Annotated in this window: 16 protein-coding genes; all 16 read right to left on the bottom strand. The window is 60.3% G+C overall.

The window, feature by feature from the left end:
• Nucleotides 1-37 precede the first annotated feature (37 nt).
• The 16 genes from lpxC to mraZ all read right to left on the bottom strand — a co-directional run bounded on the left by lpxC (nucleotide 38) and on the right by mraZ (nucleotide 17,858).
• On the bottom strand, nucleotides 38-949 hold the full coding sequence (gene lpxC / locus AB4O41_RS22420) for a UDP-3-O-acyl-N-acetylglucosamine deacetylase (protein WP_007939852.1): 912 nt from the start codon (nucleotides 947-949) through the stop codon (nucleotides 38-40).
• A gap of 112 nt (nucleotides 950-1,061) precedes the next feature.
• A complete protein-coding gene (gene ftsZ, locus AB4O41_RS22415) occupies nucleotides 1,062-2,255 on the bottom strand; it encodes a cell division protein FtsZ (protein WP_460144740.1) in 1,194 nt (397 codons plus the stop codon).
• Between the two features lie 67 nt (nucleotides 2,256-2,322).
• Nucleotides 2,323-3,582 (bottom strand): cell division protein FtsA, encoded by a 1,260-nt coding sequence (gene ftsA, locus AB4O41_RS22410; protein ID WP_007904319.1) that lies wholly within the window; start codon nucleotides 3,580-3,582, stop codon nucleotides 2,323-2,325.
• Between the two features lie 15 nt (nucleotides 3,583-3,597).
• Nucleotides 3,598-4,464 (bottom strand): cell division protein FtsQ/DivIB, encoded by an 867-nt coding sequence (locus AB4O41_RS22405; protein WP_460144739.1) that lies wholly within the window; start codon nucleotides 4,462-4,464, stop codon nucleotides 3,598-3,600.
• 4 nt (nucleotides 4,465-4,468) lie between these two features.
• The gene (locus AB4O41_RS22400) at nucleotides 4,469-5,449 is read right to left on the bottom strand and encodes a D-alanine--D-alanine ligase (RefSeq protein WP_460144738.1); all 981 of its coding nucleotides are present in this window, start codon (nucleotides 5,447-5,449) and stop codon (nucleotides 4,469-4,471) included.
• Nucleotides 5,446-6,906, bottom strand: coding sequence for a UDP-N-acetylmuramate--L-alanine ligase (gene murC, locus AB4O41_RS22395; protein WP_123719473.1), 1,461 nt, complete (start codon nucleotides 6,904-6,906; stop codon nucleotides 5,446-5,448). Before murC ends, AB4O41_RS22400 begins: the two co-directional genes overlap by 4 nt.
• On the bottom strand, nucleotides 6,899-7,969 hold the full coding sequence (murG, locus tag AB4O41_RS22390) for an undecaprenyldiphospho-muramoylpentapeptide beta-N-acetylglucosaminyltransferase (protein ID WP_367372849.1): 1,071 nt from the start codon (nucleotides 7,967-7,969) through the stop codon (nucleotides 6,899-6,901). Before murG ends, murC begins: the two co-directional genes overlap by 8 nt.
• Nucleotides 7,959-9,176 (bottom strand): putative lipid II flippase FtsW, encoded by a 1,218-nt coding sequence (gene ftsW, locus AB4O41_RS22385; RefSeq protein WP_123719474.1) that lies wholly within the window; start codon nucleotides 9,174-9,176, stop codon nucleotides 7,959-7,961. The genes murG and ftsW overlap by 11 nt, the downstream gene beginning before the upstream one ends.
• Nucleotides 9,173-10,519: a UDP-N-acetylmuramoyl-L-alanine--D-glutamate ligase gene (murD, locus tag AB4O41_RS22380; protein WP_460144737.1), complete on the bottom strand. Its 1,347-nt coding sequence runs from the start codon at nucleotides 10,517-10,519 to the stop codon at nucleotides 9,173-9,175. The genes ftsW and murD overlap by 4 nt, the downstream gene beginning before the upstream one ends.
• A 5-nt stretch (nucleotides 10,520-10,524) precedes the next feature.
• The gene (gene mraY / locus AB4O41_RS22375; protein ID WP_016773275.1) at nucleotides 10,525-11,607 is read right to left on the bottom strand and encodes a phospho-N-acetylmuramoyl-pentapeptide-transferase; all 1,083 of its coding nucleotides are present in this window, start codon (nucleotides 11,605-11,607) and stop codon (nucleotides 10,525-10,527) included.
• Nucleotides 11,607-12,974: a UDP-N-acetylmuramoyl-tripeptide--D-alanyl-D-alanine ligase gene (locus AB4O41_RS22370; RefSeq protein WP_460144736.1), complete on the bottom strand. Its 1,368-nt coding sequence runs from the start codon at nucleotides 12,972-12,974 to the stop codon at nucleotides 11,607-11,609. Before AB4O41_RS22370 ends, mraY begins: the two co-directional genes overlap by 1 nt.
• Nucleotides 12,967-14,430, bottom strand: a complete 1,464-nt coding sequence (locus AB4O41_RS22365; RefSeq protein WP_460144735.1) for a UDP-N-acetylmuramoyl-L-alanyl-D-glutamate--2,6-diaminopimelate ligase — start codon at nucleotides 14,428-14,430, stop codon at nucleotides 12,967-12,969. The genes AB4O41_RS22370 and AB4O41_RS22365 overlap by 8 nt, the downstream gene beginning before the upstream one ends.
• Nucleotides 14,430-16,169, bottom strand: coding sequence for a peptidoglycan D,D-transpeptidase FtsI family protein (locus AB4O41_RS22360; protein ID WP_367375774.1), 1,740 nt, complete (start codon nucleotides 16,167-16,169; stop codon nucleotides 14,430-14,432). Before AB4O41_RS22360 ends, AB4O41_RS22365 begins: the two co-directional genes overlap by 1 nt.
• Complete coding sequence (ftsL, locus tag AB4O41_RS22355; RefSeq protein ID WP_030129814.1) at nucleotides 16,169-16,462, bottom strand: cell division protein FtsL; 294 nt, start codon at nucleotides 16,460-16,462, stop codon at nucleotides 16,169-16,171. Before ftsL ends, AB4O41_RS22360 begins: the two co-directional genes overlap by 1 nt.
• A complete protein-coding gene (rsmH, locus tag AB4O41_RS22350) occupies nucleotides 16,459-17,406 on the bottom strand; it encodes a 16S rRNA (cytosine(1402)-N(4))-methyltransferase RsmH (RefSeq protein WP_437128244.1) in 948 nt (315 codons plus the stop codon). Before rsmH ends, ftsL begins: the two co-directional genes overlap by 4 nt.
• Entirely contained in the window at nucleotides 17,403-17,858 is a 456-nt protein-coding gene (gene mraZ / locus AB4O41_RS22345; protein WP_248739348.1) for a division/cell wall cluster transcriptional repressor MraZ, read from the bottom strand. The genes rsmH and mraZ overlap by 4 nt, the downstream gene beginning before the upstream one ends.
• Between the last annotated feature and the right edge of the window lie 195 nt (nucleotides 17,859-18,053).

Here is an 18,053-nt window from a genome sequence, read left to right as displayed (position 1 = left end):
CGAAGGTAGCCTTTAAAAAACTAGAGAGGTTTTTTGCTTACACGGCCGCAACAGGACGCATGTAAGAGATCGGTGCAGTGCTGGCGTCTTCGAAAGTCACGACTTCCCAAGCATCTGTCTGCTCAATCAACTTGCGCAGCAGCTGGTTGTTCAATGCATGTCCGGACTTGAAGCCCTTGAACTCACCAATCAGGCTATTGCCCAGTAGGTAGAGGTCACCAATTGCATCGAGGATCTTGTGCTTCACGAATTCGTCTTCATAGCGAAGGCCGTCTTCGTTCAGTACACCATCCGCGTCGACCACAATAGCGTTTTCAACGCTGCCGCCGAGTGCGAGGTTGTGCTTGCGCAGGTACTCGATGTCACTCATGAAACCAAAGGTACGGGCGCGGCTGACTTCTTTTACGAACGAAGTGCTGGAAAAATCCACGCTTGCACTTTGTGTGCGGTCACGGAAAACCGGGTGATCGAAATCGATCTCGAAGCTCACTTTGAAACCTTCGAAAGGGACGAAAGTGGCGCGCTTGTCGCCGTCTTCCACTGTCACTTCCCGCAAGATCCGGATGAACTTCTTGGCGGCGTCCTGTTCTTCCAGGCCGGCCGATTGAATCAGGAATACGAAGGGTCCAGCGCTACCATCCATGATCGGGACTTCGGACGCGGAGAGCTCGACGTAGGCGTTATCGATGCCCAGGCCAGCCATGGCCGAGAGCAAGTGCTCCACCGTGTCCACTTTGACATCACCGTTAACAAGCGTGGTCGACATAGTGGTTTCGCCAACGTTTTCCGCGCGGGCAGGAATCTGCACCACAGGGTCGAGGTCAGCACGACAAAACACAATGCCGGTGTCGACGGGCGCTGGCTTGAGGGTCAGGTAGACCTTCTCCCCGGAGTGCAGGCCGACACCTGTGGCACGGATAATATTCTTCAGGGTGCGTTGTTTTATCATGGCATGGGCCGCTTCAGCGCAAATTGCGAACTGGTATCAACAAAGGCTGGCGATGATAGCAGACCAGACCTTTGCTGAACACCAATCACCCTAATACCCCTGATACATTTCATCAATCGGCCTGACGACGCAGGAAAGCCGGGATGTCCAGGTAGTCCAGGTCATCTTGCGGGTTCATCTTCGCGGCAGTCGTAGCACCGGCCTGAGCCTGGTTGCGCATGACGGTCGGACGATCCAGGTCACGGTAATTCACCGCAGGCTGTTCTTGACGAACAGGGGCTTGTTGTTGTGGCTGGGAAGCCATCGAGGTGTGAACGGTATTGTCGATGACCTTCACAGGCTTCTCGATTTTAGCGCCTAAACCGGTGGCAACAACAGTCACGTGTAGCTCGTCGCGCATGTCCGGATCGATAACGGTACCGACCTTGACCATCGCGTGCTCGGAAGCGAAGGCTTCGATGATGCTACCCACGTCGGAGTACTCACCCAGGGACAGGTCAGGACCGGCGGTGATGTTCACCAGGATGCCGCGTGCGCCTTGCAGGTTCACGTCTTCGAGCAACGGGTTGCGAATGGCCGCTTCGGTGGCCTCACGTGCACGGTTCGGACCGCTGGCGCAGCCGGTGCCCATCATCGCCATGCCCATTTCGCTCATCACGGTACGCACGTCGGCAAAGTCGACGTTGATCATGCCCGGACGCTTGATGATGTCGGAGATACCGCGAACGGCACCGGCCAGTACATCGTCGGCCTTGGCGAAAGCCGACAGCAGGCTTGCGTCTTTACCGAGGATGGTCAGCAGCTTCTCGTTGGGAATGGTGATCAACGAGTCGACGCTTTCAGACAGCAGACGAATACCTTCGTCGGCGATCTGCATACGCTTGCGACCTTCGAACGGGAACGGACGGGTCACCACCGCAACGGTGAGGATCCCCATTTCCTTGGCCACTTCGGCAATGATCGGCGCAGCACCGGTACCGGTACCACCGCCCATGCCGGTGGTGATGAACACCATATTGGTGCCCTGCAGGACTTCGGCAATGCGCTCACGGTCTTCGAGAGCGGCCTGACGACCTACTTCAGGGTTGGCGCCGGCACCCAGGCCTTTGGTCACGCCGGTGCCCAGTTGCAGAATGGTCCGCGCGCCGATGCTTTTCAGCGCTTGGGCATCAGTGTTGGCGCAGATGAATTCAACGCCTTCAATGTTGCTCTTGACCATGTGATTGACAGCGTTGCCGCCGCCACCGCCAACACCGATAACTTTAATTACCGGGCTTGCGGGGATGTTGTCTACGAGTTCGAACATTTTCCCTCTCCTTACATTCTCTAGTTTTTTCGCCTACTGCTGTTTGAAGCGGTGTTGCGGTAAAGCTTTAGAAATTGCCTTGTACCCAGCTCTTGAAGCGATCGAGCAAGGCGACTTTCGGTTCGTCATTGCTGTAGCTGTCGCGGCTGCCGATGCCCGAGAACGAAATCCCGTCGGACTGCTTCTGCAGGCCGTACATCAACAAGCCAACGCCGGTGGAATAAATCGGGTTGCGGACCACGTCGTCCAGGCCCTTGACGCCATGCGGCACGCCCAGGCGAACCGGCATGTGGAAGATCTCTTCGGCCAGTTCGACCGCGCCTTCCATCTTCGAGGTACCGCCGGTCAGCACGATGCCGGCCGGGATCAGGTCTTCGTAGCCACTGCGACGCAGTTCGGCCTGGATCAGGGTGAACAGCTCGTCGTAACGCGGCTCGACCACTTCGGCCAGGGCCTGACGGGACAGCTCGCGCGGTGGACGGTCGCCGACGCTTGGCACCTTGATGGTTTCGCCGGCACCGGCCAGTTTGGCCAGGGCGCAGGCGTAGCGAATCTTGATTTCTTCTGCGTACTGGGTCGGGGTGCGCAACGCCATGGCGATGTCGTTGGTCACCTGATCGCCCGCAATCGGGATCACCGCGGTGTGACGGATCGCGCCTTCGGTGAAAATCGCGATGTCGGTGGTGCCGCCGCCGATGTCCACCAGGCACACGCCCAGCTCTTTCTCGTCGTCGGTCAGGACCGAATACGCGGAAGCCAGTTGCTCAAGAATGATGTCGTCGATTTCCAGACCGCAGCGACGCACGCATTTCTCAATGTTCTGTGCGGCGTTGACGGCGCAGGTGACCACGTGAACCTTGGCTTCCAGACGCACGCCGGACATCCCCAGCGGCTCGCGAACGCCTTCCTGGTTATCGATCACGTAATCCTGCGGCAGGGTGTGCAGCACGCGCTGGTCAGCCGGGATCGCCACAGCCTGGGCAGCGTCGAGAACGCGCTCAAGGTCGGCGGAGCTGACTTCGCGATCACGAATCGCCACGATGCCGTGGGAGTTCAGGCTGCGGATGTGATTGCCGGCCACGCCGACAAACGCCGAGTGGATCCGGCAACCGGCCATCAACTGCGCTTCTTCGATCGCGCGCTGGATCGACTGGACGGTGGACTCGATGTTCACCACCACGCCTTTTTTCAGGCCGCGGGACGGATGAGTACCGATCCCGACGATTTCGAGCGTGCCGTCGTCCGAGACCTCGCCGACCAGCGCCACCACCTTGGAGGTGCCGATATCGAGACCGACGATCATTTTGCCGCTTTGCACGTTTGCCATGGGTCCTGCCTCTTCTTAATTCTTCGCGACAGCGGGTTGGGCTGTCGTGGGCGCTACAGGTTCCCGCCAGCCAACAGCAAGGCCGTTGGCGTAGCGCAGATCGATGCGCGCAATGTTCGTAATCTGCTCTTTGAGCGTCTTGTCATAGATGGCAATGAAGCGGCGCATCTTTTCCACCAGGTTGCCGCGTCCCAGCAGCAGTTCGATTCCCGGGCCCGCGCTGCCGGCGCCGGTGGTCAGGAACCAGCTGCCTCGTTCACGCAACTCCAGGCGTGCAATCGAGAAGCCCAATGGCCTGAGCATCTGGCTCAGCACCTGATATTGCTGCATCACTTGCTGCTGGGCCCGCTGCGGGCCAAACAGCTGTGGCAAGTGTTCGTAGTTCGCCAGCTCACGCGGGGTGAACGCCTGCCCCTGGTTGTTCAACAGCGATTCGTCGCCCCAACGGGCCACCGGCAGTTGTTCTTCCAGGCGAATCACTACTTGATCCGGCCATACCCTGCGCACTTCGGCGTGGGCAATCCATGGCATCTGTTCAAGCTCGGTACGCATGCTCTCCAGGTCGATGGTGAAGAAGCTCGACGCCACGTAGGGGGCGATCCGCTGCTGCACCGCTTGCTGGCTGATGTAGCTCAAGTCGCCCTGTACCGCGATCTTGGTGATCGGCCGGTCGGCGTACGGCAGCAAACGCTGTGCGCCTTCATAAGTGCCGAACCCCAACGCAACCAGCAGCACGGGCCAGAACAGGCTTTTCAGAAAACCAAAGTTGGCTTTCGGCAGGCGCGCGGACATCGGCTCTTTGGCAACCATTCGGCTGGCACCCCGCGGTACAGGCTTGCGGCCGGGTGCGGAGGGCTGATGACGTAGCTGAGCGCCTTGCATGGTCTTAACCTCGCGGCTCGTTGTTGCTGGCAGTATTACCGGCAACGCTAGCGGCCAAAATCGCCAGAACCAGTTGCTGGAAATCCAGACCGGCAGCACGGGCTGCCATCGGCACCAGACTGTGATCGGTCATGCCCGGTGCGGTATTGACTTCCAGGAACCAGAACTGCCCATCGGCGTCCTGCATCACGTCTGCCCTGCCCCAACCGGCGATACCCAGCGCCTCACAGGCTTTGGCCGTGAGATCCATGAGTTCTTTTTCTTTGTTGCTGTCCAGGCCACACGGGATCCGGTACTGAGTATCGGAAGCCACATACTTGGCGTCGTAGTCGTAGAAAGTGTGCGGTGTGCCCAAGGCAATCGGTGGCAACACCTGGTCACGCAGGGTGGCGATGGTGAACTCCGGACCTTGAATCCATTGCTCGACCAACACTTGCGAATCGTAGGTACTGGCCGCTTTCCACGCATCGATCAATTCAGACGCGCAAGTCACTTTGGCCATCCCGATGCTGGAACCTTCATGGGCCGGTTTGACGATCAAAGGGAAGCCCAGTTCCGTGGCCGCCGAAATACAATCGGCCTCAGAGCTCAGTACCGCGTGGCGTGGCGTCGGAATACCGAGGCTGTGCCAGACCTGCTTGGTGCGCAGTTTGTCCATGGCCAGTGCCGAGGCCAGAATGCCGCTGCCGGTGTACGGAATCCCTGCGCATTCGAGCAGGCCCTGCATGCTGCCGTCTTCACCGCCACGACCGTGGAGGATGATGAAGGCGCGGTCGATTTTTTCGTTCAGCAGACGCTGCAGCAGGTCATCGCCCACATCAATACCGAACGCGTCCACACCGGCGCTTTGCAGTGCTTCGAGCACCGCGTTACCCGACTTCAGGGACACTTCACGCTCGGCACTCTTGCCGCCGAACAGTACGGCGACGCGGCCGAAATCTTTCGGCGCAATAGTGGAGACGAGGTTGGCGTAAGCAGCAGTCATTTCAACTTCCCCACGCTTGGCGCGGCAACCGCGCCAGCGAACAACGGACTGTTCAATAGTTTCGGTGCGAGACCGCCGATATCACCGGCGCCCTGGCACAACAGAATGTCGCCGGCACGCAGCAGCGGCTTGACGATTGGCGCGAGATCAATGCCGCGCTCGATGTAGATCGGGTCGAGCTGACCACGCTGGCGAATGCTGTTGCACAGCTTGCGGCTGTCGGCGCCCGGGATCGGCTCTTCGCCGGCCGGATAAACTTCCATCAGCAACAGCACGTTGGCGTCGGCCAGTACATTGACGAAATCGTCGTACAGATCGCGGGTGCGGCTGTAACGGTGCGGCTGGTAAACCATCACCAGACGGCGCTCCGGCCAGCCACCGCGCACGGCCTTGATCACGGCCGCGACTTCGGTCGGGTGGTGACCGTAGTCGTCCACCAGCATAACGTTGCCGCCTTCAACCGGCAGTTCGCCGTACACCTGGAAGCGCCGACCGACACCCTGGAACCCGGACAGGCCCTGGACGATGGCTTCATCGCTGACGCCTTCGTCGGTGGCGATGCAAATGGTCGCCAGCGCGTTCAGCACGTTGTGGTTGCCCGGCATGTTCACCGACACATCCAGCGGCTCGCGATCAGGGCGCAGCACGGTAAAGAAAGTCTGCATGCCCTGCTGACGCACATTGATGGCACGCACGTCGGCATCGTCGCCAAAGCCATAAGTGACCGTCGGACGTTTCACCTGCGGGAGGATTTCACGCACTACCGGATCGTCCAGGCACACCACCGCCAGACCGTAGAACGGCAGGTTGTGCAGGAACTCGACGAAGGTTTTCTTCAGTTTGTTGAAGTCGCCGTCGTAGGTCGCCATGTGGTCGGCGTCGATGTTGGTGACCACGGCCACCAGCGGCTGCAAATGCAGGAAGCTGGCATCGCTTTCGTCGGCTTCGGCGATCAGGTAACGGCTGGTGCCGAGCTGGGCATTGGTGCCCGCGGCATTCAGACGACCACCGATCACGAATGTCGGGTCCAGGCCACCAGCAGCGAACACCGAAGCGATCAGGCTGGTGGTGGTGGTTTTGCCGTGGGTACCGGCGACGGCGATGCCGTGGCGGTAGCGCATCAGTTCGGCCAGCATCTCGGCACGCGGCACCACCGGAATCCGGCGTTCCAGGGCCGTGGCCACTTCCGGGTTGGAAGTGTTCACAGCGCTGGAGGTGACCAGCACATCGGCGTTCGCGGTGTTCTCGGCACGATGGCCGATATAGATATGGGCACCGAAGGATTCCAGGCGCTCGGTCACCGGCGATGCTTTCAGGTCGGAACCGGACACTTCATAGCCCAGGTTCAGCAACACTTCGGCAATGCCGCACATGCCCACGCCGCCGATACCGACGAAGTGGATGCGACGGATGCGGCGCATTTCCGGGTGCGGCATGGCTTTCTTGTTCTCAACCATGGGCCACCTCCAGGCAGGTATCGACCACGTTACGAGTGGCATCGGGTTTGGCCAGGCGGCGTGCCGCGGTGGCCATGTCGTTGAGTCGTTGCGGTTGCATCAAGACCTCTGTCAGGCGAGCGGCAAGATCCGCTGCGCCGGTCGTTCTTTGCGGCATCAGGAAGGCAGCGCCTTCACGGGCCAAATAATCGGCGTTGCGGGTCTGGTGATCGTCGATCGCGTGGGGCAAAGGCACCAGCATCGAGGGCAGACCGGCAGCCGCCAGTTCACTGATGGTCAGCGCGCCTGCGCGGCACACCACCAGGTCGGCCCAGCCATAGGCTTGGGCCATGTCTTTGATGAAAGGCTGCACTTGCGCCTCGACGCCAGCTGCGCGATAGCGCTCTGTAGTCACTTCATCGTGGTTTTTGCCGGCCTGATGAAACACGTCCGGGCGCAGGTCGGGGGCGACTTGCGACAGGGCTTCAGGCAGCAACTTGTTCAACGGCTCTGCGCCCAGGCTTCCGCCCAGGATCAGCAAACGCGCCTTGCGACCGGCCAGGGCAGGTCGCGGTGTTTCGAGGAACAGCTCGGTGCGCACCGGGTTACCGGTGGTGCGACGGCTGTTCGACAGGGTAAAGGTGTCAGGGAACGCTTCACAGACTCGGGCGGCCAACGGCACCAGCAACCGATTGGCGGTACCTGCCACGGCGTTCTGCTCGTGAACGATCACCGGTACGCCAGCCAGTTTGGCTGCAACGCCGCCGGGACCTGTCACATAACCGCCGAAGCCGACCACGCACACCGGCCGCAACTGACGAATGATCGCCCGCGCCTGCCAGATCGACTTGAGCAACATGAACGGAGCCTTGAGCAGGGACAATTTGCCCTTGCCGCGCAAACCGCTGGCGTTGATCCGATGCAATTCAAGACCGGCCGCCGGCACCAGATCGTTTTCGATCCCGCGCGGCGTGCCGAGCCAGTGCACGGTGTAACCGCGGGCCTGGAACTCGCGAGCGCACGCCAGCGCCGGGAACACGTGGCCCCCGGTGCCGCCAGCCATGATCAATACGTTAGCGCCCATGGTTCGGCTCCTCGGCGAAGTCGCTCTCATGGAACTCCATCTCTTCACTGCCCAAGTGGGTTCGACTCTCCCACTCGATGCGCAGCAACAAGCCAAGACAGGCACAGCAGATCACCAACGAACTGCCGCCATAACTGAGGAATGGCAGAGTCAGACCCTTGGTTGGCAGCAGGCCGACGTTCACCCCGATGTTGATCAGGAACTGACCAATCCACAGGAACGACAGGCCGTACGCGATATAGGCGGCGAAAAATTGCTTGGCCTTCTCGGCCCAGTAACCGATGTACATGCCACGAATACAGACAAAGACGAACAGCGCTACGGTGCACAAAGAACCCACGGCACCCAGCTCTTCGGCCAGGACCGAGAACACGAAGTCAGTGTGGGCTTCCGGCAGGTAGAACTGTTTCTGCACGCTGTTGCCCAGGCCAACGCCCAGCCATTCGCCGCGACCGAAAGCGATCAAGGCTTGAGACAACTGATAGCCAGCACCGAACTGGTCGGCCCACGGATCCGCAAAGTTGGTCAGTCGCGCCATTCGATACGGCTGCATTTGAATCAACAACACCACCGCACCGACAGCCAGGACAACCATCAAGGAGAAACGGAACAGCCCGACCCCGCCGAGGAACAGCATCGCCGCAGCAGCCCCCATCATCACGACGGTGGCACCGAAGTCCGGCTCCATCAGCAACAGGCCCGCCATTGGCAGCAGAACGATGAACGGCTTGAAGAAACCCATCCAGCTTTCACGCACTTCTTTCTGGCGACGCACCAGATAACCGGCGAGGTAGATCACCACGAACACTTTGGCGATCTCGGAAGGCTGGACGTTGAAGAAACTGAAGCCGATCCAGCGCATCGAACCGTTCACTTCACGGCCAATCCCGGGGACGATCACCATCACCAGCAAACCGAACGCACCAATCAGCATCAACCAGCCCAGCCGTTGCCAGGTCGCGATTGGAATCATCATGGTGACGATGCAGGCACCAAGGCCCAGCACCACGTAGATCAAGTGGCGAATCATGTAATACAGGGCACTGCCCGACTGCACCGCTGCCACTTCGGTCGATGCCGATGCAATCATGACCAGTCCCAGGCCCAGCAGCGCCAGGCAGCCGGCGAGCATCGGGAAATCGAGGTCGATGCCGCGCCCGGTGATGATCGGCGACGGGTACGGCTTGATGATATTCAGGAGGCTCATGCCAAGCCCTCCACGGCGCGGACAAACTGGTGACCGCGATCTTCGTAGTTCTTGAACATGTCGAAACTGGCGCAGGCCGGCGACAACAGCACCACGTCGCCCGGTTGGGCAGCGGCGCGGCATTGCTCCACGGCTTTGACCAGCGAGCCGACGCGAATCTGTGGAACGGTATCGCCGATGGCCTCACCGATCTTGTCGGAGTCACGGCCCATCAATATGACGGCGCGGCAGTTGGCCGCCACCGGATCGCGCAGATCCTTGAACTCGGCACCCTTGCCATCGCCACCGGCGATCAACACGATCTTGCCGTCGATGTCCGCGCCCAAACCTTCGATGGCGGCCAGCGCGGCACCGACGTTGGTGGCTTTGGAATCGTTGTAATAGCCCACGCCATCCAGGTCACGCACCCACTGGCAGCGGTGCTCGAGGCCGGCGAAAGTGCGCAGGGCCGAAAGCATGGCATCGAACGGCAGCCCTACGGCGTGGCCCAGCGCCAAGGCCGCCAGGGCGTTGGACTGGTTATGCGCGCCACGAATCTTCAACTCGCGCACCGGCATCAGGTTCTGGAATTCGAAGGCCAGGTATTTCTCGCCATTCTCTTCCCGGATACCAAAGGCCTTGAAGTCGGGTTTGTTCAGACCGAAGGTCCAGCACGGTTGGCCTTCGCCCATCAGTGGACGGCTCAAGGCGTCCTGACGGTTGACCACAAACTGCCTGGCGCCACGGAAGATCCGGTGCTTGGCCAAGTGATAAGCCGGCAGACCGCTGTAGCGGTCCATGTGGTCTTCGCTGATGTTGAGCACGGTGGCCACTTCGGCGTTGAGCTGGTCGGTGGTTTCGAGCTGGAAGCTCGACAATTCCATCACGTACAACTCGACGTCGTCGCTGAGCAAATCCAGCGCTGGCGTACCGAGGTTGCCGCCGACGGCAACACGCTTGCCGGCCGCAGCCGCCATCTCGCCGACCAAAGTGGTGACGGTGCTTTTGGCGTTGGAACCGCTGATGGCGACAATCGGCGCCTTCGCGTTACGCGCGAACAGCTCGATGTCGCCGGACAACTTTACGCCACGGGCGGCGGCAGCCTGCAGGGCCGGGGTCGCCAGTGCCAGACCGGGGCTCACGTAGAGCTCATCGGCACGGCACAGGAATTCGACGTCCAGCTCGCCACAACGCACTTCCACGTGCGGATAGTCACGTTTGAGCGTGGCCAGTTCCGGTGGATTTTCCCGCGTATCGGCGACAGCAAACGACACGCCCCGATTCGCCAGGAAGCGAACCAGGGACATGCCGCTCTTGCCGAGGCCGACAACGATGCGGAAGTGGTCAGAAGCGATCAGAGACACTCGTTCTACCTCAGCTTCAGGGTGGCAAGGCCGACCAGTACCAGAATCACGGTGATGATCCAGAAACGGACGATCACACGCGGCTCGGGCCAGCCCTTGAGTTCAAAGTGGTGGTGTATCGGTGCCATGCGGAACACACGGCGACCGGTCAACTTAAAGGAGGCAACCTGGATGACAACCGACAGGGTCTCCATCACGAACACGCCGCCCATGATGAACAGAACGATTTCCTGACGGACGATCACCGCGATGGTGCCCAGGGCCGCGCCCAGCGCCAGTGCGCCGACGTCGCCCATGAACACTTGGGCCGGATAGGTGTTGAACCAGAGGAACCCCAGGCCCGCGCCGATCAACGCGCCGCAAAACACGATCAACTCACCCGCGCCCGGTACGTAAGGAATCAGCAGGTATTCGGCGAATTTCACGTTACCCGACAGGTAGCAGAAGATCCCCAAGCCGCCGCCGACCATCACGGTAGGCATGATCGCCAGACCGTCGAGGCCGTCAGTCAGGTTGACCGCGTTGCTCGAACCGACAATCACGAAATAGGTCAGGACGATGAAACCCGCACCCAATGGAATGCTGTAGTCCTTGAGCATCGGCAGGATCAGGGTGGTTTCTACCGGCGTCGCGGCAGTCATATAAAGGAAGATCGCCGCGCCCAGGCCGAACACCGACTGCCAGAAATACTTCCAGCGGCTCGGAAGGCCGCGGGAATTTTTCTCGATGACTTTGCGGTAATCGTCGACCCAGCCGATGGCGCCGAACAGCAAAGTCACCAGCAACACGACCCAGACATAACGGTTGCTCAGGTCGGCCCAGAGCAAGGTGCTGACACCGATGGACGAAAGAATCAGTGCGCCGCCCATGGTCGGGGTGCCGGATTTGGACAGGTGCGATTGCGGGCCGTCGTTGCGAACGGATTGACCGATCTGACGGTTCTGCAAAGTGCGGATCATCCACGGGCCATAGCACAGCGACAAAACCAGCGCGGTCAGCACACCGAGGATCCCGCGCAGGGTCAGGTACTGAAAGACCGCGAAGCCTTTGTAGAACTGTTGCAGATACTCCGCTAGCAGCAGCAGCATTAATGTTTCTCCAGACGGGTCCCGCACAAAGCGGCGACGATGTTTTCCATCGCGGCGCTGCGCGAGCCCTTGATCAAAATGGTGGTGTTTGTGTCCTGCTCGGCTTCCAGGGCCTTGATCAGTTCAGCCTGTGTGCTGAAATGAAAGGCCTGCTCGCCGAACGCGTTCACGGCGTGCGCCATCATTGGCCCCACGGCGTAAAGCGCGCAAACCTTGCCTCGGGCGTACTCGCCCACATCACGATGCCCCTGCTCCGCCCACGCGCCCAACTCGCCGATATCCCCGAGCACCAAAACGGTGCGACCGGAAAAGCCGGCGAGTATATCAACGGCGGCGCACATGGAGGTGGGGTTTGCGTTGTATGTGTCATCGATCACGCGTATGCCGTTACTCGCCAGTTGCGCGACGGTGCGGCCCTTGACCGGTTGCACGGAGCCCAGACCGGTGACGATGCCGAACAGCGACACGCCCAAGGCATGAGCTGCAGCGGCGGCGGCCATCGCATTGGCGACGTTATGGGTGCCGAGCAGGTTCAGTTGAACCCGTTCCACACCTTCAGGGCTGTGCAGGTTGAACGCTGGGCAACCGCGGGCATCGCGGTCCAGATCGCTGGCGTAGAAGTCGGCGCTGATGTTGCTCAGGGCAAACGTCAGCACTTTGCGACCGGCGGCTCGGGTTTTCCAGATTTCAAAAGCCTTGTCGTCAAGATTCAACACGGCGATGCCATCGGCATCCAGCCCTTCGAGAATCTCACCCTTGGCTTCAACGATTTTTTCCGGCCCGCCGAACTCGCCGACGTGGGCGGTCCCGGCGTTGTTGATGACAGCCACATGCGGCTTGGTCATGCCGACGGTGTAGGCAATCTCGCCGAGACGCGAAGCACCGAGTTCGATCACCGCTGCGGTGTGTTCCGGTGCCAATTCGAGCAGGGTCAGCGGAGCGCCGAGGTCATTGTTCAGGTTGCCACGGGTCGCCAATACAGGACCGCGCGTGCGCAGGATGCTCGCGAGCATTTCCTTGACCGTGGTCTTGCCGCTGGAACCGGTGATGGCCACGACCGGCTGAGTGAATGCCGCACGGTTCATCGCGCCCAATTGGCCGAGGGCCTGGCGGGAGTCCTTGACCAGCAGTTGCGGCAGCGCGCTGTCGACAACTTCGCGCTCGACCAAGGCACCCACGGCGCCTTTGGCGGCGACGTCATTGAGGTAGTCATGGCCATCAAAACGCGGGCCGGCCAGAGCAATAAACAGCTGGCCGGGCGTGATCGCGCGGCTGTCGATGCTAACGCCGTCGAAGCTGGCGTCGCTGGCAATCAGACGGCCATTCAATGCGCCGGTCAGTTCGCTCAGTTTCAAGGCTTTAAGCATGGGCCACCTCCCACGCGGTCAGGGCGTGATCGGCCTCGACCAGATCGGAGAAAGCGTGGCGCTCGCCATTGATTTCCTGATAATCCTCATGACCTTTACCGGCCAGGACAATCACGTCATCCGCCGAAGCGCCGGCGATCAATTGGGCAATCGCCTGGCCACGGCCAGCGACGAAGGTAACTTTATCCACAGCAGTGAAACCGGCGCGGATATCGTCGAAAATCACCGTCGGGTCTTCAGTGCGCGGGTTGTCATCGGTGACCAGTACGCCATCGGCCAGACGCTCGACCACTTCCGCCATCAGCGGACGCTTGCCGCGATCGCGATCACCACCGCAACCGAACAGGCACAGCAACCGGCCCTTGGCGTGAGGACGCAGGGCCATCAAGACTTTTTCCAGCGCATCCGGTGTATGGGCGTAATCGACCACCACCAACGGCTGAGTACCGCCGCCCAGCCGCTGCATGCGACCGGCCGGGCCTTCGAGTTTCGGCAGCACTTTGAGAATTTCATCCAGCGCGTAGTCCAGCCCGAGCAAGGCGCCGACCGCAGCCAACACGTTGCTCAAGTTGAAACGACCGAGCAAGGTGCTGCGCAAATGGTGCTCGCCTTGCGGCGTGACCAGCGTGGCGCGCACGCCTTCGTCGTCGAACTGCGCTTCGCGGCAATACAGGTAGGCGCTGGAATCTTCCAGGCTGTAAGTGATCAGTCGCGACTCGCCTTTATCGGCAGCCAGTTGCCGACCGAAATCATCGTCCAGGTTGACCACCCGGCACTTCAGATCATTCCAGGCAAATAACTTGGCCTTGGTTTCGCCATAGGCCTGCATGGTGCCGTGGTAATCCAGATGATCGCGCGACAGGTTGGTCATCACCGCCACATCGAACGCCAACGCAGTCACGCGGCCCTGATCCAGGCCGTGGGAAGAGACTTCCATGGCCACGGCTTTGGCGCCGGCCTTTTTCAGGTCGGCGAGGGTCGCTTGCACCGCAATCGGGTTCGGCGTGGTGTGCAGACCGCTTTCCAGCGCGCCGTAGAATCCGGAGCCCAAAGTGCCGACGATGCCGCAGTGTTGACCGAGCAGGTCAAGTGCCTGGGCGACCAATTGGGTCACGCTGGTCTTGCCGTTGGTACCGGTCACGCCAATCAGATTCAAGTGACGGCTCGGCTCACCATAAAAACGCCCGGCGATGTCCGACAGCTGCGCCGCCAGGCCTTTGACCGGAATCAGCGGCACGTCGGTAATCGGCAGCACGGTCGCGCCTTCGACTTCATAAGCCACGGCAGCAGCGCCGCGTTGCAAGGCGTCGGCGATGTGCGCACGGCCGTCGAACTTGCCACCAGGGACCGCGAGAAACAGATCGCCTGCTCGTACATTGCGACTGTCCAGCGCCAATTCGCGGATCAACAGATCGCGGCCGGCGTGGGCGAAAATCTTGTTCAGGCTCAGCGACATCAGCCGCGCCCTCCATTAGCTTTCAGCGGAACGACCGGTGCGGCGTTCGCTTGTTGAGTGGCTGGAAGGTTGTCCGGGGTGATGTTCATCAGACGCAGGGTCCCGGACATCACTTTGCTGAACACCGGCGCCGATACCAAGCCACCGAAGTAACCGGCCTTGGTCGGTTCATCGATCACCACCACGATTGCATAACGCGGATCGCTCATCGGGCCGAAACCGGCGAACAGCGAGCGGTAGGAATTCTCGGCATAGCCTTTGGTGCCGACCGACGTTTTACGCGCGGTACCCGACTTGCCGCCCACGTGATACGCAGGCACCTGCGCACGGAATACACCGCGCGGGGCTTCGATCACTTGTTGCAGCATGGTTTGCATGGTTTTCGCGACGGCTTCCGGCAGTACCTGTGTGGTTTGCGGCGCCTTGTCGGTTTTGATCAATGTCAGCGGCGCGAGACGACCGTTGTTGGCCAGGGCCGAGAAGGCGTGGACCAACTGGATAGCAGTCACCGAAATACCGTAGCCGTAAGACAGCGTGGCGGTTTCAGCCTTGCGCCATTCGCGGTAGTTCGGCAGGTTGCCGACGCGCTCACCCGGGAAACCGAGGCCGGTGTCCTGGCCGAGACCGACTTTCTGCGCGAGACGGAAAATCGTTTCGCCGCCAATATCGAAGGCGACCTTACTCATGCCGACGTTACTGGAGTTGATCAGGATACCGGTCAGGTCGAGTACCGGGCCTTCACTTTTGGATACGTCCTTGATGGTGTACTTGCCAATCTGCAAGGTGCCTGGATACACCTCGACGGTATCGGTCGGCTTCCAGCGCCCGGTTTCAATCGCGGCGCTCATGGAGATCGCCTTCATGGTCGACCCCGGCTCGAACACGTCGATCATTGCGCGGTTACGCATCATCGCCGGCTGCAGGTTGCGACGGTTGTTCGGGTTGTAGGTCGGCTGGTTGACCATGGCCAGGATCTCGCCAGTCTTCACGTCCATGATCACCAGGCTGCCGGCCTTGGCGCCGTTCTCGATGATCGCGTTACGCAGCTCGCGGTTGGCCAGGTATTGCAGACGCAGGTCAATGGACAACGCCAAGGGCTTGCCGGCCTTGGCGTTTTTGGTGACCTGGACATCTTTGATCAGCCGGCCACGCCGGTCCTTGATCACCTGCCGCTTGCCGGGGACACCGGCCAGCCATTCGTCGTAGGCCAACTCGACGCCTTCGCGTCCGTGATCGTCGATGTCGGTAAAGCCGACCATATGGGCGGTGACTTCACCGGCCGGGTAGAAACGCCGGAACTCTTCGATGCCATAAACGCCCGGCACTTTCAGGTCGAGCACAGCCTGGCCTTGCTCGGGGGTCAGCCCGCGCACCAGATAAATGAATTCTTTATTGGCCTGGGCCTCGAGACGCTCGGCCAGGGCTTTCGGGTCCTGCCCCAGGGCAGCCGCCAGTGCCGGCCACTTCTCTTTGGCCGTTTGCATTTCCTTGGCGTTGGCCCACAGGGTCGTGACCGGCGTACTCACGGCCAACGGCTCGCCGTTACGGTCGGTGATCAGACCACGGTGAGCCGGAATTGGAATATGACGGACGCTGCGCGCATCGCCCTGACCTTTAAGGAAGGCACGGTCGACCACTTGCAAATCGATGATGCGCCAAGAGATCGCCGCCACCATGATGCCGAGTAAACCCACCACCAAACGGAACCGCCATGGGAAGAGCGCGCCTTCGAGTTTCATCATGGCGCCACCATCTGCACTTCAGCGGCGCCGGGAATGCGCATCTTCAGTTGTTCGGTGGCCAGGACTTCGATACGGCTGTGGGCAGTCCAGGTGCTCTGTTCGAGAATCAACCGGCCCCACTCCGCCTGCGCCTTGTCTCGCACACTCAATTCGTTGTACAGCGAATTCAACAGCTGACGGTTCCAGTGCGCGCTATAGGACACGCCGATGGCCGACACGAGCACGCCGACAAACAGCAGCAGCATGAAAAAGCTTCCGCCGGGAAGTGGCTTGGCGAAAAGCTTGCTCACCGCAACTTCTCCGCGACACGCATGATGGCGCTACGGGAACGTGGGTTGGCTTTGAGTTCGGCCTCGGAGGCGGACTGCGCTTTGCCATGGATTTTGATTTTCGGTTCGAAAGCGACATGACGCACCGGCAGGTTGCGCGGCAGGTTGTCGGCTTCGCCTTTCACCAGTTTGCGCATGAACAGTTTGACGATGCGGTCTTCCAGCGAGTGGAAGCTGATGACGACCAGACGGCCGCCCACTTCCAGGCATTCCAGCGCGGCTTCGAGGCCGGCTTCCAGATCGCCCAGTTCGTTGTTGACGTGAATACGCAGGCCCTGGAATGCACGGGTGGCCGGATTCTTGCCCTTTTCCCATGCAGGGTTGGCGACTTTCAGCACTTCAGCCAGATCGCCAGTGCGCTCGAACGGCTTGATGTCGCGACGTTCGGCCACGGCACGCGCCATGCGACCGGAGAAGCGCTCTTCGCCGTATTGCTTGAACACCCGGGCGATTTCTTCCACCGGCGCGGTGTTGACGAACTCGGCTGCACTGATCCCGCGGGACGGGTCCATGCGCATGTCCAACGGACCGTCGTTGAGGAAACTGAAACCGCGTTCAGGGTCGTCGAGCTGCGGCGAAGACACGCCGAGGTCGAGCAGAACGCCGCTGACCTTACCGGCCAGACCACGTTCGGCGACTTCCGAACCGAGCTCGGCAAAGCTGCGCTGCACAATGACAAAGCGGCCGTCTTCGGCCGCTAGCGTTTGCCCGGTGGCAATCGCTTGAGGATCTTTGTCGAATCCGAGCAACCGACCATCAGGCCCGAGCTGGCTGAGAATCAACCGACTGTGGCCACCACGTCCGAACGTACCGTCCAGATAGCAGCCATCAGGACGTACGGCGAGAGCTTCGACGGCTTCGTCAAGCAGTACGGTGATGTGGTTAAAGCCGCTATCAATAGTCACAGGATTAAATCACGCAGTTCATCAGGCATGGCGCCCGGTTGTTGAATAGCAGCCAGGTCAGCGGCAGAAACCACATTCCAGGCATCCTCGTCCCACAATTGGAACTTGTTCAGTTGGCCTACCAACATTGCGCGCTTATCCAACTTGGCATATTCGCGAAGACGTGGCGGAACCAGAAAACGACCACTGCCATCGAGCTCGAGGTCGACGGCATTACCAATCAGTAAACGTTGCAAGCGGCGGTTCTCTTCGCGAAGCGAAGGCAGTGCACGCAGTTTGGTTTCAATAATTTCCCACTCATCGAGGGGATAAACACACAAACACGGATCAACGGCATCGATGGTGACGATCAATTGACCGGAACTTCGCGAAACCAGCTCGTCACGGTACCGGCTCGGCATAGCGAGACGGCCCTTTGCATCGAGACTGATAGCGTTAGCTCCGCGAAACACGTCAGCGCTTCTCCAAATATTAGCGTTTTACGCTCAAAAAACCCACTTCATGCCACTTTCCGCCACTTGCGCACACTATAGGAATGCGCCCACCACACCGTCAAGGCGCGGATTAAAGGAAAAGCCTTACAGAACGGAGATTTAGGAGTGTAAAAGGAGGGTTGACGAGAATCTGACGAATGAATTCGCTCAATA

It is taken from the genome of Pseudomonas sp. S2_A02, assembly GCF_054668495.1.
This window is presented reverse-complemented; position numbering and strand designations above follow the sequence as displayed.

Bases quoted from the DNA above. Each gene is read 5' to 3' on its own strand.
- lpxC (WP_007939852.1), bottom strand. From the start codon at position 949: ATGATAAAACAACGCACCCTGAAGAATATTATCCGTGCCACAGGTGTC.
- ftsZ (WP_460144740.1), bottom strand. From the start codon at position 2,255: ATGTTCGAACTCGTAGACAACATCCCCGCAAGCCCGGTAATTAAAGTT.
- ftsA (WP_007904319.1), bottom strand. From the start codon at position 3,582: ATGGCAAACGTGCAAAGCGGCAAAATGATCGTCGGTCTCGATATCGGC.
- AB4O41_RS22405 (WP_460144739.1), bottom strand. From the start codon at position 4,464: ATGCAAGGCGCTCAGCTACGTCATCAGCCCTCCGCACCCGGCCGCAAG.
- AB4O41_RS22400 (WP_460144738.1), bottom strand. From the start codon at position 5,449: ATGACTGCTGCTTACGCCAACCTCGTCTCCACTATTGCGCCGAAAGAT.
- murC (WP_123719473.1), bottom strand. From the start codon at position 6,906: ATGGTTGAGAACAAGAAAGCCATGCCGCACCCGGAAATGCGCCGCATC.
- murG (WP_367372849.1), bottom strand. From the start codon at position 7,969: ATGGGCGCTAACGTATTGATCATGGCTGGCGGCACCGGGGGCCACGTG.
- ftsW (WP_123719474.1), bottom strand. From the start codon at position 9,176: ATGAGCCTCCTGAATATCATCAAGCCGTACCCGTCGCCGATCATCACC.
- mraY (WP_016773275.1), bottom strand. From the start codon at position 11,607: ATGCTGCTGCTGCTAGCGGAGTATCTGCAACAGTTCTACAAAGGCTTC.
- AB4O41_RS22370 (WP_460144736.1), bottom strand. From the start codon at position 12,974: ATGCTTAAAGCCTTGAAACTGAGCGAACTGACCGGCGCATTGAATGGC.
- AB4O41_RS22365 (WP_460144735.1), bottom strand. From the start codon at position 14,430: ATGTCGCTGAGCCTGAACAAGATTTTCGCCCACGCCGGCCGCGATCTG.
- AB4O41_RS22360 (WP_367375774.1), bottom strand. From the start codon at position 16,169: ATGAAACTCGAAGGCGCGCTCTTCCCATGGCGGTTCCGTTTGGTGGTG.